Here is a 21,616-nt window from a genome sequence, read left to right as displayed (position 1 = left end):
AACCACCCATTGCATTAAACAAATTAAAGATTTAGAGGAAATTACACATGGCAGCTAAAGAAGTTCGTTTTGGCGACGACGCTCGCGCAAAAATGCTTAAAGGCGTTAACGTTCTCGCTAACGCAGTAAAAGTTACCCTTGGCCCTAAAGGCCGTCACGTAGTATTAGACAAATCATTCGGCGCGCCTACTATCACCAAAGACGGTGTTTCTGTTGCTAAAGAAATCGAATTAGAAGATAAATTCGAAAATATGGGCGCACAGATGGTTAAAGAAGTGGCGTCTAAAGCAAACGACGAAGCTGGTGACGGCACCACAACCGCTACCGTGCTTGCACAAGCAATCGTAACCGAAGGCTTAAAGGCAGTTGCGGCGGGCATGAACCCAATGGACCTTAAGCGTGGTATCGACAAAGCAGTCGTCTCTGCGGTTGAAGAACTTAAAAAGCTTTCTACCGACTGTGCCGACAGCAAGTCGATTGCTCAAGTAGGTACTATCTCTGCAAACTCGGACAGCGTTGTGGGTGACATCATTGCTCAAGCAATGGAAAAAGTAGGTAAAGAGGGCGTAATCACGGTTGAAGAAGGCCAAGCCCTGCAAAACGAATTAGACGTAGTAGAAGGTATGCAGTTTGACCGCGGTTACCTATCTCCTTACTTTATCAACAATCAGGAAAGCGGTTCTGTAGAGCTAGACAGCCCGTACATTTTGTTAGTTGATAAGAAAATTTCTAACATCCGTGAGTTGCTACCCACGCTAGAAGCAGTTGCTAAGTCATCTAAGCCGCTATTAATTATTGCGGAAGATGTTGAAGGCGAAGCGCTAGCAACATTAGTGGTTAACAACATGCGCGGCATCGTAAAAGTGGCAGCTGTTAAAGCACCTGGTTTTGGTGACCGTCGTAAAGCAATGCTACAAGACATCGCTACACTTGCTGGTGGTACCGTAATTTCTGAAGAAATTGGCCTTGAGCTTGAAAAAGTGCAGCTTGAAGACCTAGGTACAGCCAAGCGCGTTGTGATCACTAAAGATAACACAACCGTGGTTGACGGTGCTGGTGAGCAAGATGCGATTGAAGGTCGTTGCAACCAGATTCGTGCGCAAATTGAAGAGTCATCTTCAGACTACGACAAAGAGAAACTACAAGAGCGTTTGGCTAAACTAGCCGGCGGTGTTGCAGTTATCAAAGTAGGCGCAGCAACCGAAGTTGAAATGAAAGAGAAAAAAGCCCGCGTTGAAGATGCACTACACGCAACTCGCGCTGCGGTTGAAGAAGGCGTTGTTCCTGGCGGCGGTGTAGCACTTGTGCGCGCAGCAGCGAAACTTGCCGATATGACTGGCGACAATGAAGACCAAACTCACGGTATCGTGATGGCTCTTCGTGCTATGGAAGCACCGCTTCGTCAAATCGCAGCAAACGCTGGTGCGGAAGCGTCAGTAGTGACTAACGCTGTTAAAAATGGCGAAGGTAACTACGGTTACAACGCAGGCAACGACACTTACGGCGACATGATTGAAATGGGTATTTTGGACCCAACTAAAGTCACGCGCTCTGCATTGCAGTTCGCAGCATCAATCGCTAGCCTGATGATTACAACCGAAGCGATGGTGGCCGAACTACCAAAGGAAGACGCACCAGCCATGCCTGATATGGGCGGCATGGGCGGAATGGGCGGCATGATGTAAACGGGCTGACGCCTAGCTAACCGTCATTCCCGCGTATGCGGGAATCTCCCAAACAAAACCCCTTGAGCCATCTGGTTTCAAGGGGTTTTTCTTTGGTTATATGTTTTTGTAATACAAACGGGATGCTATTCAATGCACCAATTACGAGGGTAAAAAGTGGGGTACCGATTTGGTTAATGGTTTTCCTTTCCAACATTTAAAAAGCCCTAACGTAGCGAGCGTGATACGCCTGCATTTATAGCTCAGTGCTTTTGCTCGCTTTACTCGCGTGTTTGTAAAAATCGCTTACGTCTTCAAATACACCAAAATCCATACTTTTGTAATCTGGATGGAATTGCGAAAAACTGTCCTCCATGCCTGACCAAACGCCACTTGCGTCTTTTCTAATGCCCATACCGATAGCTGCGTTTAAGCGCTGTTTGGCGCCAGCGAGTAGCGCACTATCTACAATGTAACTGTCTACTCTAAGCCATTTGTCATCAATCAATACCTCAACTACTGCATGATCAACATAAGGCGTTCCGGGGTCGAGTATAGACGAGAGAATTTGCGCATCTAATGAATAAAAGCGATGCCGAGACGGAAGGCCCGCCGCTCGATCGCGAGTTCGCCGTGCCTTTTCAACTTAGAGAATTTTTACCCTGAGTTCTCTTAACTGAGAGCACTCTAAAGTCGCAAAACGTAATTCTGCGTAAAGGCTTTGTAAAGATTGAGTAAAGCCAAGCTTCTCAACTTGAACTCATCTGCTTTAGCTCTTTAGACTGCCAATCAAACGTTGTATTCGCGGTACTTACTTAAAGTTTATCGAACTGAAGTCATCCGCGTGAGAGGAGTTTACAAATGATGGACATACGGTTGGCTGACCCTAATTATCGAGGGCTTTTTAACAAACGCGTGCATGTTTGGCGTGTTGTTTTTTGTGCATCTCTTTTATTTGTTTTGACAGCTTGCGGTGGAGGAGGAAGTTCTGAACCAGAGCCTCCATCAGCACAACCCGCTCCAACACCTACAACACCCGCTCCACCCAGCACGCCAGCGCCTTCGCCAGTGGTAGAGCCAAATAACAAGTTTGCAACACCACAGCAAACTTCGCGATTTTTAACCATGGCGACCTTTGGCCCACGATTGCAAGACATTGAAGACTTAACAGGCACAAGTGCTTCGGCATGGATGGTTGATCAATTTAACGCGCCAACGAGTGAGTTTTTGTCTGAAGTACAGCGCTATTTTGAAATGGGAGAGCCTGCTCAACGCAGTATGTTGGCCGATGCATTTGATCAAGGTGCAACCACCTATACTTTTTGGAAAAATGCGGTTCATGGCGAAGACCAGCTTCGCCAGCGCATGGCTTTTGCGTTGTCACAAATTCTTGTTGTGTCCAACGGCAGCGGAGGGCTTAACGGCATCTTTCCGCAAACGGTCGGGTATTACCAACAGGTGTTGGCTGATAATGCACTGGGTAATTATCGTGATTTATTAGAAGCAGTTACTTATACGCCAGCAATGGCTGAGTATTTAACGTATTTAGGCAATGAAAAAGGCGATGAAAGCACTGGTCGCGTGCCTGATGAAAACTACTCAAGAGAGATTTTACAGCTTTTTACCATTGGTCTTGTTGAGCTTAATCAAGACGGCACTGTGGTAACCGATGTTGAGGGTAATCCAGTAGAAGTCTACGATAACAATGATATTACGGGCCTTGCGAAAGTATTCACAGGTTTAAATAATCCTGAGTTAGATATTCAATCTAGCTTAGTAGGAAGAATCACACGAATTAGGGCTGCGGTGCTAGAGCCATTGCTTATAGATGAGTCTAAGCACGAACCAGGTGAAAAATCCTTTTTAGATTTCACCATACCAGCGGGTACACAAGGTGAAGCCTCTATTGATATGGCATTAGATCATATTATGGCGCATCCCAATGTTGGCCCTTTTGTAGGTCGGCAGTTAATCCAGCGATTTGTCACCAGTAATCCAAGTCCTGCCTATGTAGAACGAGTGGCAAACGCATTTGATGCTGGAAGCTACACCTTACCAAATGGTGAGGAAGTAGGAGATGGGCGTAAAGGTGACTTAAAAGCGACTATCGCAGCGATACTATTTGATGAAAGTATTTACATTGCTAACGCCCTTGCTGACGATACCTTTGGCAAAGTACGCGAACCCGTGCTGCGTTTGAGCCATTTTATGCGAGCATTCGAAACGGATATGACCACGCCTGAGTACGTCTTTCAGTTTTACGATACGTCATCATTGAGCGTGCTTGGTCAGCATCCCTATCGTTCACCCTCTGTATTTAACTTTTATCGGCCAGGTTACAAGGCACCGGGAACACTGTCAGCTGAGCAAGGCTTAGTTGCGCCTGAACTGCAGATTGTGAATGCATCCAGTATTCCGGGGTATATCAATCTATTGTCCTATGGAGCGCTGCAATCTCAGCGTGAAAATTTTGACAATATGCGACCCGTGTTTATTCGGTTCGGCGCTAATTTTGACGCTTCACGCGCTCAACAAACCTTTATTCCCAATTACGCTGACTTACTTCCTTTAGCAGATGACGCTGAAGCACTCGTAGAATATTTAGATGGGCTACTGCTTTACAACACCCTGAGCGAGAGCAGCAAAACAGCACTTATCGACACGCTCAATGCCTTTGCGCCAAGTGCGTTAACCGAAGCAGCCGGTCGTGAGGCCTTAATAGGCTATGCGGTGTTAATGCTAATGTCTTCACCTGACTATCTTGTTCAACGCTAATTTATCCAACGCTAAGGAGCATACCCATGAATAGACGTGACTTTTTACGATACTCTGTTGCCTCTTCTATTGTCGGCACTGCCTATTTAGGGTTGCCAGGTTCACTTACCGCTCACGCTGCGCAAACAGAGGGTTACAAAGCACTTGTGTGCGTGTTTTTGTTCGGTGGCGTAGACGGACACGATTTGTTAATTCCTTTTGATTTTTCTTCATACAATGATTTTGCCAACATAAGGCAGACGCTGCTAAATCGCTACGATGGTGCTCGCGCAAGAGAGAATTTGTTACCCATAACCCCCGAAAATGCAACAGAGTTTGGGAGTCGAGAGTTTGCCTTGCCGCCGGAAATGCCACAGCTTAAATCGCTCTTTGATCAAGGCAGGGTTTCTTTTGTGAGCAATGTAGGCCCGCTAATAGAGCCCGTCACGGCACAAGGCTTTGCCACAGGTGCAGCAAGGGTGCCGCCGAGACTTTTTTCACATAACGATCAGCAGTCGATCTGGCAAGCAAGTGCTCCTGAGGGTGCTACCTCCGGTTGGGGCGGCTTATTTGCAGATGCAATGCTTGCCGCTGGCGCCAATAACGGTATTGCTGACTTCTTTACATTATCTACCACTGGTGTTGGCCCCTTTCTTACTGGCAATACAGTATCACCTTATCAAGTGTCGTTAACAGGATCTGCGGGCATTACCGCGCTAGAAGCGATTAATGGAAGTGCGCCATCGGCTAATTTGTCTGATTTTATCTCCATGGCTAAAGACCGCTTTAGAGCCGAGGGTTTTGCTGGTACAAATTTATTAGCACGAGATATTGCCAACAAATTTGGTGCGGGTATTGATACCAACACAGTGTTTGACGCTGCTCGCGCAGGTGCACCTACTATCAACACAGTATTTCCAGAATCTTCTTTAGGAAGTCAATTACGTACGGTTGCCGAAACCATGTCGATACGGAACAGTTTGTCGGCTAACCGTCAAATCTTTTTCGTAGGCACCGGTGGTTTTGATACTCATTCTAATCAAGCAGCTGATTTGCCCGCTTTGCTTTCACAACTAGACGGTGCATTGTCAGCTTTTGACGCGGCAATGAACGAGCTTGGTCTGTCTGATAACGTCACCACGTTTACCGCCTCTGACTTTGGCAGAACACTGACCGTTAACGGAGATGGCACTGATCACGGTTGGGGTGGCAATCAAATTGTTATGGGAGGCGCGGTGCGCGGCGGTAATATATTGGGTAATGTGCCGCCTACACGTTTGGGGCATGATCTTGATGCGGGAAATGGCCGGCTTATTCCAACATTATCGGTCGAGCAGTTTGCTGAACCGCTTGGCCGCTGGTGGGGCTTATCTGATACTGAACTTCGGTCTGCGCTACCGGGATTGAGTAACTTCAATCCTGCAAACTTGCGTCTTTTTATCTAATAAATGAGACCCTGCATCAATCAAAATAGAGCATTCACAACGTTCACACGCGGGGGTCATCGTCCCAACATTTGACTTGCTTCAGATATACATTGTTTGAACTTCTGCGGCCCACAATATTAACGCTTATCAACAGAGCCCTGCTCAAGCGTTTTGCCCAACCATTCAAAGGCCTCAGTTTTTGATAGACATGCGCTTAACGGCGCTACCTCGAAGCGATTTTTCAAAATCTGCTTGTCACTCGACCGATGCTCGCGGCTTTTCTCAGTCATTACGACTCTACATCTTATAACATTACCCTCGGTAGTGTAGTTTATCTTTAGCGAATCTGCTCTAGACGAAAGAGCAGAATAAGGAAAACCCGTGTTGCTCTCTCGAGTTTTAATACCGCCACCTTGCAGTTCATTTGCCCAAGAGGTGTTGCTGACGCTAATTAAGCCCGTAAAAATAAGTGTCATACTTAGTTTTTCTATTTTCATTCTCATCATCTCTCGAAGTCCTATTACTTAATTGTTGATGTATCCTAGTTATTCTCATAGATGCAGACAAACGATAAAAATTTATGTAAAGTTAAGAAAAACTTAATCATGAGTGAGAATGAAGTCATATCTGCCCCCTTTAAAGTCTTTGCAGTATTTTATGCTGGCGGGCAAGTTAAGTAGCTTCAAACGCGCGGCTAGCGAACTGAATATTAGCCAAGCAGCGGTGAGCCAACAAATCAAACAACTCGAGTCTTATCTTGGGCTTTCGCTGTTTGAGCGAAACAATCGCGAAACGAAATTAACGGTGCATGGGGCGCGCTTATTGCCTTATATCGAAGAGGGCTTTTTGCAGTGGCAGCGAGGATTGGCATCCATCACGGATGATAATCAAACTAAGGTGCTTCGAATTTCTGCTATCCACTCTTTTACCTCTATTTTTTTGTTGCCTCGTTTGCCGCAATTTCAAAAAGCACATCCAGAATTGATGGTGCAAATTGCTCCATCAAACGATTTAGTTGATTTTAAAAACGATGAAATTGACTTAGCCATTCGCATGGGTAGCGGTAACTACCAAGGCTTACATGAAAAGAAAATCATGAGCGATCATTTGATTTTTGTTGTCAGCCCAGATTTATTGGAAGGGCGCAGCAATGCAGATGCCAAATATATATTCTCCTTACCTTGGATAGAGGACCCGTCTAAAGGCACGCACGATGTTTTGGATGAGGCCTGTTCACAATTTCACATTAATAAACAATCACTCACGCCTACTATTCGTTCGAATAATTCCATGATGCTGATTGAGAATGCGCTCGCTGGGCGTGGATTTACTCTCGTGAACAAAGGTTTGGTTACGCAATATTTAGCAAGTGGCGAACTCGTTCAGGTGCTAGGGTTTGAGGCTGTTAGCCCCTGGTCGCTGTATTTGGTTGCGCCCAAGCAGAACTTTGAATGGAAAAAAGTGAAAGCTTTTGAGCAATGGTTAGTACCATTGATAAAGGCTCATACATAAAGTGTTGATAGTTTTTTGTTACGACCATATGGCCGTAAAGCCTTTAGCATACATTCTTTAACCACAACCACAGCGGTCATACTAACCTACAAAGTGGCCCATACTTATGGCTTCGCATCTATTTGCACCTGTTGTTGAATTAAATCAGCTTTGGTGTGCATAAAATCCTCTGCTTCGCTTGATAAACATCTGCTCGATACATAGCTTTTTACCTTGCCATGATGCAGCATCCAGCCGCGAGAGGTCTTTTCAAGCGCGTTTACATCTATCCATAGAATTTGGCTTTGCACTGATTCAGATTCGCTACTAACGCCTTGTTCATCAATGGTTAAGGTCAGCTGCGTATTTGCCGCCCGGCTGATCATTTGCCGAGCCAACCACCAAGGCTTTCTAAAATACACACCTAAAGCCTCAACAATCCCCAGCACAATAATAAACCACGCTGCATAAGCGCTGAGCGGAGTCATTAATAAAATGACAAGGCCGAATACGACCAAGCCAGTGGCTTTGTAGTAGGCCGATGCTGGTTGCTTTGCGCTCGTTGATTCGTCAAAGGTTTCACTGAAATGGCTTTTATCCAGTTTGTAGGTAGTAGAATAAGAAAACGGCGATGTCATGAAATGCAAAGTCTCAGTAAAACCTTAGTTTACTTACATCCAAACGGTTACGCCATCATCTAAGGCTTGCTTTCATCACTTTCAGGGCCGCTTTTATGTGAATCTGAAGGCATAAATACCTTTGTGCCGCAAAGTGCAGCGATGGTGATCAAACCTATGAGCAGGCCTAACCAAGGTTCGAACACGCTAAATGCCATGGCAGTGATCACCATTGCGCCGCGCTCGGTTGCATCACTGACAAGCGACAGCGCTAACGTGGCGCAGGCAAATGCTGTAAGGATTAAGGTGACTGCAAGCGCTACTGGCAGCAGAGGCTGCAATAAGGTCACCAAGGGCAGTAAAATAAACAGTATAGGTAGCCCAAACGCATAGAAGCTTCCGATGCTGTCAAAAATTGAATCTACCTTGTCTCGTCCGGCGGTCCAGCGCTTGAGCAAAATAACTTGTATGCCGGTCCACAAAACGCCTTGTGTGGTAAAAAATGGAGCGATGATTCCCATTAACACGTTACGGATTCCAGTTGCCATATGAGCGCGGCTTCCGTTTAGTTCAAGCTTTTCATCGCTTCGTGCTTTTTGGGCTTGCTCAATCATTTCATTGCCGGTCACAACATCACCAAAAAACAAGATATAGGTAATAAGAGCAAGTGGAAAAGAGGCAACAAATACGTCAATCGGCGGCCAGCCAATAGCAAAAGGAGACGCCTTTGCCCACAGTGAAGTGGCAGCAGCACCCACATCAAGAATTTCCCAACGAATGTTGTAGGTAAACTCGCCTGTAAAGTAGCCAACCGTTCCGGCTATGATAAACCCTGGCAGCAAGCCAAGGCCCAGGATCTTCGCAAGGGTTTTATTGTTAACAGCCAGTGCCTGTAGGGGCTTTGAAAAGGCAAACACCAAACAAACAACTACGCCTAGGGTGCCCGCAATAGGCGCAGATTGAAACACATTAGCAGCATCACCATCTTTAGTGACCCGTAAAAAAGCAGCCACTGCCGCGCCCAAAATGATGCCGCCCTTGAATACGTTTGGCACAACTTTAACAAGCTTAGCGCCAAGTCCGGTAACACCCAAAAAGATTAGCACAAAAGCGAAGTTGAGGGAGAGCGCAGTCATGGCCTGAAATTGTGCCGTGTGATCACCTAGATAGGCAGGTGCGGTAATAAAGGCAACCACAAATGGAATGGCGGGGGTTAGCCACCCCGGTGCGTATGGGTCGCCAAAAAACATCCACGAAAATGAGATAAGCATGCTATGAAACATGGCCATAACCACAGCTTCTTCAAAGCTAAGACCCAATAGTGCGATGAAGTATGGAACCAAAGCGAGCCCTGTAGCGCCTGCAACAGCAAGGCCTTGAAGTAAATTAGTCAGCGAAAACCGCAGGTGTATCAAAGGAATGCGCATGACAAATGGACCCCATTTAATACCGGGCTGTACGTCACCATCTTTTCGTTTAATTAGCATATTATCGTTCTCGTTATGTAAGCTTTATATTGGTGCGGTATCTAAACGCGATTTACAGTTGGGATAAATACCTGCGCTCGCTCTCCCTATTATTACCCTATTTGTAACAAACTATACGCATTTATTTAACAAATAATTAAAAATATCTCTGGCTGATAATAAGATTTGATTGCACTATTTCTTATCCAGAGCTGAGATTAAATAAGGAATTTTTGCTTGATGGAATCTTTGTTCGACAAAGCAGGAAGGAGTACAGTGATGAGAAAAAGTAGTTTAGCTTAAGTAGCCTGCCAATATAGGCAGGCCCAATTCAGCCAAGAGCAGCCCAGTTCAGCCAAGAACAGCCCAGTTCATACACATAATGACGTAGCGAGAGTTGGGCTTATTTATACACTAACTATGCACTAACTATGCATTAAGATGTGAATACACTACGCGCAAGGTTTTTTGCAAACCACTTTTAGTTGCAGGCCAGCGTATCGACACATTGTCGAACATGCCTTTCGCACAATCGTGCTCAATGTTTTGTATAAGCTGCATGAGAGCTTCAGAGTGTGTCTTCTCGCCCAATTTCACAAGATCATTGGCACTGATTTGAATGTCATCATTCTTATTGGTCGCTATGGCGCGCTCTGTTTGTTCAATGTTTTGTTCGATGTTTTTTGTTAAGCCTGCTAGGGCATCGTTAACAGACACTGCCGGCCCTTGCTCTTTCAAAAAATGCGAAATATCAAACCATATTTCAGGGTTGTTAGGTAGGGGAATGCTCGCAATATCTGAGCGTTTAGCCTGTGTAGTCTCTGCTTTAGGCTTCGACTCGTCAATGTTAGCGGCCTGCACTGCAGATTGCTCTTTTGCGGCAGGCTGCGCATTTGATTTTTTGTTTACTTTACTGAGCTGCTCATTGCTTTTTTTGAGGGAGCGCTCAGCGCTCTTTAAAGCTTCACTTTTTGCCGCAAGCGCTTCTTGGCTCTTAGCAAGCTGGCTTTCTAGCGCTTCAAGTTTGTTAACTAGGGCTTCTTGTTCAGCCTTTTGCTTTTTGAGTAGTTGCTCGTTGCTATCTCTGTCGCGGCGCACCGATGTGAGCTCTTCGGCTAAAGCTTTTTGCTTGCCTTGAGCTTTTTCTATAATCGATGAGCCCTGATTTTTTTCTTTAGCCAGCTCGGTCATTGAGGTCTCTTGAGCACGGAGCTTTTCGCTCAAGGCTTTTTCATGATTGGCCCGTTTTTCTATTGCTTTTTCTAAGTCGCTTATCTTACCCTCAGCTTTTTTTAACTCTTGCTGCAGGCCCTCCTTCGCGCTTAATATGGCATCAATATCAGTCTTGGCTTTACTGAGCGTAGCTTCATGCTGAGCCTTAAGTGTCGCAATCGTTTTATCCGATGTGCTCTCTAAGTCTTTCAGTGCTTGTTCAAGTTTTGAGGCTTCTTCGGCTTTAGCGGCAATCTCGCTGTTAGCTTGCTCAAGCTTCTGCTGTATTTCTACTTGTTCCTGCTCTAACTCGCCTCGCTCACTAAGCTGTTTATTTGCGTTTTCGGTCAAGCTATCGAGCGTTTGCTGGCGTTTAACTAAATCGTTATTTAAGGTTTTGAGTTGTTTATGTAAATCAGACAGTTCCTTTTCTTTAAGGCTTACGTCGGTGCGCGCTTGTTCGAGCTGTTCACAAAGCTCTTTATCTCGTTCTTGATGAGTGTTGCCGGCTTCTTCTAGCTCTGCAATGCGTTTTTCGTACTGCTGAATACTTGCTTGTGCATCATCAAACGCTTGCTTGGCCTCTTTTGTATCACTTTCTAGGGCTTCTTTACGCTCAGTTAAGTTTTTAATTGCTTGGGTAGATTGTTCGAGCTGCTCTTTTAACGACGCATGCTCTTGGCTTAATTTATCGAGCTGTTCACGGTTACTTATTAATTCGTTTGCCGTTGTTTGTTGCTCATTTTCAAGCTTAGTTTTCGCTTCTAACGCGGTTTTTAATTCAAGCTCTTTTTTACGCAGTTCTTCACGGTCTTGCCAAATGCACAATATACAGTTAAACACTTGGTCTTTGTAAATAGGCACAAAAGTGGCGTGACAAGGGCGCATCTTTCCATTGACTTTATGTGCCCATGGCATCGAAAGCACTTTGCCGCTATTTGGCAGCTTTAACAATTCTTTATGTAAATGGCTGGCAACCTCAGGGCTTTCGTTGAGTTCGGGCGTAATGGGAGAGCGACCAAACATGTCCTCTTCATCTTCAACCCCAAAATACGTGCAGGCGGCTTTGTTGAGCTTCGTAAATCCCCCTGTGGTCAAGATAGCCATTGGCAGGCGGCTATGTGTAAGGGTGTTTTCAAACTTATCGCGCTGAAATTGTTCGTCAGAGCGGTCTACTATCCAAAATAAATACTCTTGTTTTTCAGCGTTAAACAAATCAACTTTTAACTCTCCCGGATATATTTTCTCGTCTTTACCTACCAAGCGAACATGAAAGTCTCTCAATTTTCCCTCTTTATTGAGATATTTAGCAGCGGTGCCGGCTTCGGTTGGGTCGCTAAACAGCTTGTAGATATTGCCTTTTTTGAGTTCTTTTTCAGTGTATTTTAAGCGGTCGAGCATGACCTTGTTAGCACTGATAATTTCGTCATTATCATTAATCGTAGCTATCGCTACCGGTGCGAGTTCTAAAAAGCGTCCCATGCGCTCTTTTTCTTGATGAAGTTGAATGGCAGTCTGTTCAGCACGGTTTTGTGTGGCTATTAGCTCATCGTTTAGGCGCTCGGCGCTAGACAGCTCCTCTTGTAGCTGAGCATTGAGCTGGTCTACGTGAGCCTGCGTTTCAGCCAGTTTAGACGCTTGAGCTTTACTATGCTCTTCTTCTTCTTTGAGCGTTTGGCGGGTTAGGCGTAAATCAGTTAAGTCTTTAAGTACGCCCACCATCCCTGCATGTTTTTGCTCATTCAAACGGTCATCGCTTACGTAAAACGCCAGTTCGAGTTTAAAATGCAGCGTTGCATTGTCGATTGTCGTAACGCTGAATTCCATCCCGTCTTGGTGGCTCGACATAAACGAAATATTTTGATGAAGCTTCATGACTTTTTCTGGGAAAGGATTCAGCTCAAGCAGGTTTTTGCTTGGAATTTCCGGCAATATGCTGCGCAGCAACATATCAAAACGAGAGTTCGACCATACGATTTTTCCAGTTTTATCTAAGGAGTAGGCCGGATGCGGGATTGCATTTATCATCGCATCGCGCTCTTCACTCACAATATCCAGTTTCTTTTTTATCTGTTCAAGGGGAAGTTCGGGCCTAAGTAAGAGCGTAAATTTTGATGCTTTCGGGCGCTTGGGCGCCTCAGGTGCCTTATCTTGAAGCTGAAGTTCAGTGCTTTTAGCTGTTAAAGTGTTAACGCTTTGTTCAGGAGTGCTAGTCTCGACCACCGCTGACCCATCAAAGTCTGTGCAAATGATGTCAATATCGAGTGGCATGTAAAGCAAGTTGCTCTCACCTGCATTGACAATTTCCATTCGAATGCTGATTCTTGCCTTACCAATAGAGCTGGCAGTATCGAGTGCATCATTCCAATTGCTCAGGTCGTGGCTGTGGATATACTTTACAAAATCACTCACAGGAAGTGGCGAAGAGTAGCCGTCTTCCTGCATGCTATCGCCAATATTTAGATACTGGTTGAATAAATGTTCATGCACAAAGCGGTCATCTTTTAAGTTGAGATGCACGCGAGCAAACTGACTAGTATCAACAAGATGGTTCAGATGACGATGTTTCTGTGATACGTCGTCGAAGTCACGCTTTAAGGCCGTTTGATTGCTTAAGGTAATGAGGGTGTATGCATGGTCGTCGTGATTGATAAGCGGGCCAATTTGCGCCAGTAAAAACAAATTGCTCGATTTTGCGCGCACCTGAACACTCACATTCTTTTTAGTGAGCGCGTCTTTTACTTCTTGCTCAGCCTCTGCGGTAAAGCCACTGCTAAATTGCGAGTTTACTAGTTTAGCCGCGTCTCTGCCGAGCAAGGTTGCCGCCGCTTTATTCACATAAATAATGTTGCCGCCAATGCCAACATGCACAATCCCGCTGGGCAGTTTCTCTAACGTGGTTTGGTGGTGGTTTTCGCTCTTTTCGAGTTTGTTTTTTCGATAGACTGCCAATGCGACAAACACGAGCAATGAAAGTAATAAAACGCCACAAGCAATCACCAACGTAAACGCAAAGCTGCTCAGTTCGCCTTCTGACTGGGCATTAATATAATTAGATATGGCAAAGCTTGGCAAGCTTGTGCAAATTAGGACGGCTGAGACTGCTAGTTTATTGAACAAGCGCATCGCAAAATCACTTATGGGCATACTTGGTTAATCCATTAACAAAAGTTGTACAGATATTACTAGATTACTCGACATTCGTTAAGTGTATATAAAAACATAAAGATTTTGGTATTATTAGATATACGTAATCAAGCTTTAATTGTCATGGTGTCGCATAAGGTGTCGCATAAATAAACCGCTGTAGGAGTTTTAACGGTGCAAGTATTTGATGAGTATTCATCGATTTTAAATGAGGCACTTGAAACATTTAAGCCTCAGTTTATTGAAGGCATGGACGAGTACAGTCTTATCAAGTCGCTAAAGTTGCCTCCTTTTGAGCTTTTTGATGACCAAGCCTTGCGCGACCCATTAACCTTATTTCAGACTCACTTTATTTTATTCCATCATTTATATCAGCTTAGAGCGCAATGGCGCAGTCAAGGCGTGGGGGAACTAGAGATAGCGCTGACCAAAATAACGCTGCTACCTATGACTAGCCCTTCGCAAAAGCATTCCCATCTTTTTGAGGACACTCAACTTTCCAAGGACACTCACTCTGATTTTTCCGAGGACACTCAACTTTCCGAGGAATTTTCCAAGGACACTCACTCTGTACAATCACAAACTCATTCAATCGAAACCAAAGATCCGCTCGCCGATTATTACCTGAACTGGGATAATTTGAATGAGACGAGTACAGAGGATGTCGAAGACTTACTCACATCATTTTGGCAAAAAATGGCGGGGTTTGACCAAAGTAACCTTTTATCCCAAACGCAATTAAATGAGATGTTGAGCGTGTTAGCACTGCCGCCAGTAAACGATGGGAGAAAGCTCTTAGGTCTGGCTGAGTTAAAAGCGCAGTATCGTAAATTGCAGCACCAAAACCATCCAGACAAGGGCGGGTGCGCTGAACGTTCAAAAGCAATACTTAACGCTTATAACAAACTACGAAAACATATTCTGAGCGCAGCCTAGCTATCGTTAGCAGCCTAAAGAACAAAAACCATTATTTAGTTCAGTTATTACGCAGGTTGTTGTGCGCTATTGTGCGTATTCAGTCACATCTTGCATAAAGGATTATGAGTTGAATATAGAGCAGGGATTTGCTCGCCCCCAATACGGTTTGAGCTTGTTAGAAATGATAATTGTGCTAGCGATTGTGTCTATTTTGTTGAGCGCTGTTGGTCCCAGCGCAACAGCTATAGTGGACAAAAGTCGCATTACTGCACAAGTAAATTTGCTTAGCGCTATGCTCAGATACACTCGGGCGCAAGCCATCGATGAGCATCAAAGCATTGCGTTATGTCCGAGCGCCGACTTGTCGCAATGCGATATTAATGATTGGAGCTTGCCTAAAATGGTGTTTGACGACAAAAATTTTAACCAATATCGAGATGAAGAGGAGGCGCTGATTTACGTTACCGAGAAAATTCCCACCGGGGTCATTTTGCAGGGGCCCAAAAAGCTAATTAGATTTTATGAAGACGGCACCATAGGCAGTCCGGCAACCTTGCGTGTTTGCCCGACGAGGGAAAACGCCACGCTTAATAGGGCGCTGATAATAAGTTTGCAAGGGCGAGTTAGAGTCAGCACCGACACTAACAATGATGACATTCACGAACTTGGTAGTGGCGATGCGGTGACATGTATAAGTTAATCACTTTTTAAGGTGGGTAGACTACGGTTAAAAGAGTATTACAAAACAGCCTTAACGCGTAAGGCCTGAAACGCGTATATGCTCATGGTCTTACTATAGTGATGTCGTCAAATTGAATGTATACATCTTTTTTCGGTGCCCAATGAGGTTGATTGCCACCAAAAAACGTCGAAAAATAAAACGAATCTATCTGTCCTTTTTCGCCCAAACGTAATCTGAAATTCTGTTTATCTAACAGCATTTCATCATTTACCCAGACCTGCAAAAGCGCATCCGCTTGCCCTGGCTTGTTTAACTTTATGCGTTGAACAATGGTATACCATTTGCCCGTTTCAAATTTTAAATCGCCCAGCAATACAGAGTGTCCCCATTGCTCTGGATTATCCACATAATATAGATACACCTCTGCCTGACCCTGTTCTCTGTACATAAAACGGGCGGTCCAACCGTCCCCCGTTTTTGCATGAATACCCCCTGAGTATTTCTCTCCACCACTCGCTAGTCCGGGGAGTTTTCCGCCCAAAACAAATTCAAACCCTTCTTCAAAATATAATTTATAGCTGAGCGTGTATTCGTCCGCAGGCTCAAAATACAAGGGGAATTGGCCTCCTGATTCACTAGGGCCCACGCCGCCTGCGGGATATTTTGCGCGCAAGGTGTGGCCTTGTTTCTGATTTTCGACAATGCTGAAGCGGCCGCGTAACTGTGCCCATTTAATGCTTGGCCAGCGCGATGCAGCCTCACTCTCGGTGAAAGCGCCAACGGGTATATCGTCAAAGCTTTCTTCAAATACGGTCTTGGCATCAGCGCTCATGGCACTCGCGAGACTTGAAAGCAAAAGCATCACCATTGAGTTTATGAAAACAGTATAGTGTTTAATATTCACGTTGAGTGTCCTCGCTTTTTCTCGCTAGTTTTTTCTTTTTCACGTTGAGTGTCCTCGATTTTTCCTCGCTAGTTTCCTCACGTTGAGTGTCCTCGATTTTCTCGATTTTTTTCCTCGATTTTTTCAGCATGCTCGGGCGTGAATGTTTGGCTTATTCTGCGCCTTTTTTTGCAAAATGCAGTAATAATTATTGATTCGCAGATCACTCATCGAGGCCTCATGCTCAAAATGCCGTTTACACTCATCGTACTCTACTTTACTTTGCTTATAAGTTCAGCTGCTGTGCAAGCCCAGCAAAGTGAATCTCCTGACAGAAGCCTCACTGGATTTGAAGATAGCGATGAAGCGCAACCCTTGTGGGAATTTGGCGCTGGCGGTGGCTTTGTGGACGTGCCTAATTACCCAGCATCACAAGAAAGAAACTTTGTCGCTTTGGCCGCTCCATATGTTATTTATCGAGGCGATGTATTCCGCATTGGGGGCGGGGGCGGCGCGCGTGCTGTCGTGGCTGAGAGCAGCAACTTTGAGCTCGATGTGTCGGTTGGTGGCGCATTTGCCGCAGATAGCGACGACAATACCGCCCGAGAAGGGATGCCCGAGCTTGATTTCTTATTTGAGATTGGGCCGCAGCTTGTATACCGTTTGCGCGACTTTACGTTTGATAATGGCGGCGAAGGACGTTTGAACCTGCGCATGCAGGCACGCGCTGTATTCTCTACAGATTTTAAACGCATAGACGACCGTGGTTATGTGTTTGAGCCTCAACTGACGTATCAGCAGCGCGGCACCTTATTTAAAGATACTGCGTTGAATCTGGCCGTTAGCGCTGTATTCGCCAGTGAAGACCTGCACGATTATTTTTATGAAGTCGACCAAGCATTTGCTAGACCCAACCGAGCGGCCTTCGACGCCAGCGGTGGGTATTTAGGCTCGGAGTTATCGCTTGGATTTTCATTTCCAATTATGAAAAACATGCGAGGGTTTTTAGGCGGTACAGCACGTTTTCATCAAGGGGCGGCAAACCAAGACAGTCCCTTATTTGAAAAAGACATCACCTATAGCTATGGAGTGGGCTTTGTATGGCGTTTATATCAATCAGATGCGGTGGCAAGTTGGTAACAAGCGGGTAGCTACCCGAGAGCAACCGCGCACGTACGGTGAATAAACCGCCAAAAACATCCTAAAGTATGCCTAAGTAAAACAGGGTTTTGTGCGATAACCTTAATAGAGATTATCGCGCGATGTATAAGCTTTGTGCTTCGCATCTATTTAAAACGAAACGTTGTTTGGAGGCCTGATGTATACCCTGTCGCAAGTGCATATAGATATGGCGCGCAATTCAACCGACGATTTCAATTTATTTCACGACCAATTTCGCTGGGGCTGGATAAAAGGTAATCCATTCAAAGGGCCCATTGCTCTTGGTTTTCAGCTAGGCTGTATGGTTGAAACACATATCCCGCAAAATAGCGCTCACCTCACTGTAGACATGCTCAGATTCAGCAGTTTTGAATTTAATTTTGCGAATGCAGTAAAAGTAGGCGATGAGGTAAGCGTTGAGCTTAAAAAAAGTCGCTTATCTAAAAATGACAGCGGCAAACAATATTCCACCCGAGTGTGCTTAAAAACCAACAATAAGCCTGCAATTATCGGTTTTAAGCGAGACGGCGAATATCCTACCTTAAACATGGAATTCCCAGAGGTATTGCTGTCGGAGCTAAAAAACACTCCCGACCGAAGCTTTATTTTAGATGGTGAGTACTTTTTTAAACGTAAATGGATGATTGTTGGAAACGCAAAAAACTTTTTACTAAGCGCATTTGCTGATCAGACTAAGTTTATTGATGAGTTCGCCAACAAAGTGACCTTTCCACAAATGTATCCGCTGGCTCTGCTTTCTTCAGCAATGCTCGAACGTGCCCAAGCCATCAGATACGACTTGGTGAAAAACCCACTGATATACACAGCGCAACATTTATGCGTTGATAAAGTGCAGTTAAAGCAGCTAAGAAGTAATGATGCCCTGAATATTTTAATTCGAGAGCCGCTGGTGCTGAAAACAGGTGCTCAGCGCTACGAATGCTTCGGATATGTGAACCAACAAACGCCTCTTTTTACCGCTCAAGTTGACTTAATGCAAACCACCCAGCTCCCCGGAAAATAGTAAGCTAAGACCGCAGCGAGACTTCTCAGCTAGCGAAGTTTGATATCCCTTCAATTCCCAATAAATTCGTGTGCCCATGAATCATTGTGCGCTCAGGTGTAGTCTCGCTTAGCAATAGGTCTTCGGTAGTTTTCATGATTTCGTTTACCGACGAACCACCCGCAGGAGCCGCCACTGTGTAGGCTATGCTGCAATAGAGATGTTTTGCAGACGTTTCATGATTTACCATGAAGTGGGGGTGCTCAAATCGCTCGCTTATCTGTTTTGCTTTTAACAGCGCGCCTTCGGTACTGCAGTCAGACAGTAGTAGGGCAAAGGTATTATCACCTATCGACGCAAACAAGTCCCCTGGGCGGGCGCCAACGCTGCACAAATCGTCTGCGATGCTTGCGGTCACGGCGTAGTATTCGTCAACGCCAAAATGCTCTTTTACCCGCTCCAAGCCATGAACGCGGATCATCAGCAATGACAGATGATGCCAATATCGCGCGCACCGCGACCATTCTTGCTTAAGTACTTCATGAAATTTCACTTCGTTAGGTAAATGCGTAAGGGGGTCTATAAATATTAAAGACTCAAGACGCTTAGTTTTATGATACTGAGCAATATGCCGATTAAGGCGCGCGGTTAGCTCACTCATGACCGGTGGTTTCGAAACAAAATCTGCTGCGCCTAATTCAAAGGCTTGTGATTTTATATTCGGCTCGTCAAGTGCGCTTAAAAATATAATGGGAATGTCACTGAAGTAGCGCGTTTCTTTTATGCGGTCGCATAAGGCGATGCCGTCTATGTCCGACAGCATAATATCGAGCACAATAGCGTCTGGTAATGGAGAGCGATTTAGCAGTTCCCATGCCTTATCTGCCGAGTCTGCAACAGTAACAGCAAAGTTGGCCGCCAAGCTGTTTGCGTAAATTGTTAATTCGCTGGCACTGTCATCAACAATCATTATGCGATGCAGCTCTTGTTCTACGCTATCGGTTACTGAGTACATGGTTAGTCCGTTTTGATTAGTCCGTAGTGGAATGCTTCGTTACCCAAATATCTCAGCACATTTAACAAAGATATATCAAAATTTACACCAAGTTTACATTTGTTTCAAATTCGCATAGCTAAAAGGCTCAATTAAATATTCTGATGAAGTGATGCTTATAGTGGCAACTTACACAGGTGTAGCTATAATACGCCCCTAATTGATAGCCCCTTTAATAAGTAGGTGTGGCAATGACTCAGAGCGACAAACAGCCTGAAAAAACGTGGACGATTGAAGATGCAGAGCGCGTATATGGTGTCTCTAGCTGGGGCGGTGGTTACTTTGAAATTGGTGAGAACGGTAATATACACGTTATTCCTGAACCTAGAATGAATGACGTGCGCATCGATATGAAAGCGGTAATCGATGAAATACGTGAAGAAAATATCCAATTTCCTGTAGTGGTACGTTTCCATGATGTCTTGCGCTCACAGGTGATTACGCTCAATGAGACGTTTAGAGAAATTATTAGCGAAGCTTCCTATCAAGGTAAATATCGCGGCGTATATCCTATTAAAGTTAACCAGATGCGTGAAGTGGTTGAAGAAATTGTAGATGCTGGGCAGCCTTACGACTACGGTTTAGAGGCGGGATCAAAGCCAGAGCTCCTCGCCGTGCTTGCCATGAATACTAATTTAAATGCGCTCACCATTTTAAATGGCTACAAAGACGAAGAATTTTTAAAGCTTGCTCTATTAGGCCGTAAATTAGGACGCAAGGTGGTTGTGGTCATCGAAAAGTTCAGTGAACTGACCATGCTTATCAAGGTATCTAAGCAGTTAGATATCGCGCCGATAATCGGTTTGCGTGCAAAAATGCAGTCGAAGGGTCAAGGCCGATGGCAAGGCTCGAGCGGCGAGCGGGCCAAATTTGGCTTGAATGTTTCCGAAATTATTAAAGCCGCGCGCTTGCTTGAAAAAGAAGGCATGAGCGACACTTTAAAACTCTTGCATTTTCATATTGGTTCGCAGCTTCCAGAAATTCGCGCCATAAAAGACGCGGTCAATGAAAGCGCTCGTATTTACGCAGAATTAGTGAAAATGGGATTTGCGCTCGAGTACGTAGACGTGGGCGGTGGTTTGGGTATTGATTACGACGGCAGTAAATCTACCGCCGATTCATCACGCAACTACAGCGTGAGAGAATACGTTGCCGATGTGGTGTATGGCATGCGCGAAGTCTGTGATTTAGAAGGCGTGCCCCACCCCAATATTGTGACCGAAAGCGGACGTGCGATAACTGCTCACCACAGCTGCGTCATTACCGAAGTGGTAGGTGAAATCAAACCTGACGGCGCTCAAATTGATACCGCCGCCGGCGAAGATGATCACATTTTGCTAAAAAACATGCGTGATTTAGCTGACCACCTTAGCGGTGAGCTAAATTTTCAAGAAGTCTACAACGATGCGACGCAATATAAAGAGCAGGCGTCAGATGCCTTCAAATTAAGGGTCATTGGCCTTGAAGAGTTAGGTAAAATTGAAACGCTCTATTGGCAAATAATGCGCAAGGTTAAGCATTTTTACCGCAATGCTGATTTTGTGCCAGAAGAAGTGCAGTCATTAGACTTCTCATTATCGTCTCAATACTTGTGCAACTTTTCTATATTCCAGTCGGCGGTAGACAGCTGGGCGATTGACCAAATATTGCCAGTTGTCCCCATTACTAACCTGCATACACCGCCTGTAAATGACGGTTCGTTAGTAGATATTACATGCGACAGCGATGGCAAGATTGACAAATTTGTGATTGAGCACGCGATAGACCACGTGTTGCCGATGCCCGCATTTTCGAAAGACGAGCCTTTCTACTTAGGCTTGTTTTTAACCGGTGCTTATCAAGATGTGATGGGCGATATGCACAATTTGTTTGGCCGTTTGAACGAAGTTCATATCTTCAGTTACGACGATGACCCACAAGATTTTTATATTGAAGAGTTTGTTAAAGGCTCGAGTGTGGAGCACGTGTTGTCGGTAATGCAGTATCACCCAAGCTCTATGGCGATTGATATTAAAAAGTATATCGACAAAGAAGTTGCCGCTGGCAATATCAAGCCGAGAGAAGGTGTAAAATGGACAGATTTTTACGAGCACTGCTTGGCCGGTTACACCTACTTAAATACTGAATCTTAAACAGG

The 21,616-nt window shown here is 45.0% G+C and carries 16 protein-coding genes; 9 read left to right on the top strand and 7 right to left on the bottom strand.

Translation table 11 applies throughout. From position 1 onward, the window contains the following. Positions 1 to 47 precede the first annotated feature (47 nt). Complete coding sequence (gene groL, locus ACFO4O_RS00195; RefSeq protein WP_382405170.1) at positions 48 to 1,685, top strand: chaperonin GroEL; 1,638 nt, start codon at positions 48 to 50, stop codon at positions 1,683 to 1,685. A 235-nt stretch (positions 1,686 to 1,920) separates the two neighbouring features. Here groL and ACFO4O_RS00190 read toward each other — a convergent pair whose 3' ends face one another. Next, positions 1,921 to 2,172 carry a hypothetical protein gene (locus ACFO4O_RS00190; RefSeq protein WP_382405168.1) on the bottom strand — a complete coding sequence of 84 codons (252 nt, stop codon included), beginning with the start codon at positions 2,170 to 2,172 and terminating at the stop codon, positions 1,921 to 1,923. Between the two features lie 353 nt (positions 2,173 to 2,525). Here ACFO4O_RS00190 and ACFO4O_RS00185 point away from each other — a divergent pair, with 353 nt between their 5' ends. Both ACFO4O_RS00185 and ACFO4O_RS00180 read left to right on the top strand, forming a co-directional pair. After that, positions 2,526 to 4,439, top strand: coding sequence for a DUF1800 domain-containing protein (locus ACFO4O_RS00185; RefSeq protein ID WP_382405167.1), 1,914 nt, complete (start codon positions 2,526 to 2,528; stop codon positions 4,437 to 4,439). A 26-nt stretch (positions 4,440 to 4,465) separates the two neighbouring features. Then, on the top strand, positions 4,466 to 5,863 hold the full coding sequence (locus tag ACFO4O_RS00180) for a DUF1501 domain-containing protein (protein WP_382405166.1): 1,398 nt from the start codon (positions 4,466 to 4,468) through the stop codon (positions 5,861 to 5,863). A gap of 119 nt (positions 5,864 to 5,982) precedes the next feature. Here ACFO4O_RS00180 and ACFO4O_RS00175 read toward each other — a convergent pair whose 3' ends face one another. Beyond that, positions 5,983 to 6,351 (bottom strand): hypothetical protein, encoded by a 369-nt coding sequence (locus ACFO4O_RS00175; RefSeq protein ID WP_382405165.1) that lies wholly within the window; start codon positions 6,349 to 6,351, stop codon positions 5,983 to 5,985. A 109-nt stretch (positions 6,352 to 6,460) separates the two neighbouring features. Between ACFO4O_RS00175 and ACFO4O_RS00170 the strand changes: the two genes are divergently transcribed. Next, positions 6,461 to 7,357, top strand: a complete 897-nt coding sequence (locus tag ACFO4O_RS00170; RefSeq protein WP_382405164.1) for a LysR substrate-binding domain-containing protein — start codon at positions 6,461 to 6,463, stop codon at positions 7,355 to 7,357. A gap of 104 nt (positions 7,358 to 7,461) precedes the next feature. On the opposite strand, the gene ACFO4O_RS00165 is transcribed toward ACFO4O_RS00170, so the two are convergent. From ACFO4O_RS00165 to ACFO4O_RS00155, 3 genes are all read right to left on the bottom strand, one after another. Continuing rightward, positions 7,462 to 7,974 (bottom strand): YcxB family protein, encoded by a 513-nt coding sequence (locus ACFO4O_RS00165; protein WP_382405163.1) that lies wholly within the window; start codon positions 7,972 to 7,974, stop codon positions 7,462 to 7,464. A gap of 59 nt (positions 7,975 to 8,033) precedes the next feature. Continuing rightward, entirely contained in the window at positions 8,034 to 9,440 is a 1,407-nt protein-coding gene (locus ACFO4O_RS00160) for a xanthine permease (protein ID WP_382405162.1), read from the bottom strand. 408 nt (positions 9,441 to 9,848) lie between these two features. Further along, a complete protein-coding gene (locus tag ACFO4O_RS00155; protein ID WP_382405161.1) occupies positions 9,849 to 13,778 on the bottom strand; it encodes a PAS domain S-box protein in 3,930 nt (1,309 codons plus the stop codon). Between the two features lie 174 nt (positions 13,779 to 13,952). Here ACFO4O_RS00155 and ACFO4O_RS00150 point away from each other — a divergent pair, with 174 nt between their 5' ends. After that, positions 13,953 to 14,714, top strand: coding sequence for a DNA-J related domain-containing protein (locus tag ACFO4O_RS00150; RefSeq protein WP_382405160.1), 762 nt, complete (start codon positions 13,953 to 13,955; stop codon positions 14,712 to 14,714). A gap of 109 nt (positions 14,715 to 14,823) precedes the next feature. Next, a complete protein-coding gene (locus ACFO4O_RS00145; RefSeq protein ID WP_382405158.1) occupies positions 14,824 to 15,396 on the top strand; it encodes a GspH/FimT family pseudopilin in 573 nt (190 codons plus the stop codon). 82 nt (positions 15,397 to 15,478) lie between these two features. Here the strand turns inward: ACFO4O_RS00145 and ACFO4O_RS00140 are convergent, their stop codons facing one another. Continuing rightward, on the bottom strand, positions 15,479 to 16,282 hold the full coding sequence (locus tag ACFO4O_RS00140; protein WP_382405157.1) for a polysaccharide lyase: 804 nt from the start codon (positions 16,280 to 16,282) through the stop codon (positions 15,479 to 15,481). Between the two features lie 219 nt (positions 16,283 to 16,501). Here ACFO4O_RS00140 and ACFO4O_RS00135 point away from each other — a divergent pair, with 219 nt between their 5' ends. Beyond that, positions 16,502 to 17,401, top strand: a complete 900-nt coding sequence (locus tag ACFO4O_RS00135) for a MipA/OmpV family protein (RefSeq protein ID WP_382405155.1) — start codon at positions 16,502 to 16,504, stop codon at positions 17,399 to 17,401. Positions 17,402 to 17,579: 178 nt separating this feature from the next. Further along, positions 17,580 to 18,446, top strand: coding sequence for a hotdog family protein (locus tag ACFO4O_RS00130; protein WP_382405154.1), 867 nt, complete (start codon positions 17,580 to 17,582; stop codon positions 18,444 to 18,446). 25 nt (positions 18,447 to 18,471) lie between these two features. Here the strand turns inward: ACFO4O_RS00130 and ACFO4O_RS00125 are convergent, their stop codons facing one another. Then, the gene (locus ACFO4O_RS00125; protein WP_382405153.1) at positions 18,472 to 19,440 is read right to left on the bottom strand and encodes a GGDEF domain-containing response regulator; all 969 of its coding nucleotides are present in this window, start codon (positions 19,438 to 19,440) and stop codon (positions 18,472 to 18,474) included. 230 nt (positions 19,441 to 19,670) lie between these two features. Between ACFO4O_RS00125 and speA the strand changes: the two genes are divergently transcribed. Next, positions 19,671 to 21,611, top strand: a complete 1,941-nt coding sequence (speA, locus tag ACFO4O_RS00120; protein WP_382405152.1) for a biosynthetic arginine decarboxylase — start codon at positions 19,671 to 19,673, stop codon at positions 21,609 to 21,611. Positions 21,612 to 21,616 lie beyond the last annotated feature (5 nt).

Source organism: Glaciecola siphonariae (genome assembly GCF_042652645.1).
In the GTDB taxonomy this organism is placed as follows: Bacteria; Pseudomonadota; Gammaproteobacteria; order Enterobacterales; family Alteromonadaceae; genus Glaciecola; species Glaciecola siphonariae.
The sequence above is the reverse complement of the archived record's forward strand: the minus strand, read 5'-3'. Positions and strand labels throughout refer to the sequence as shown.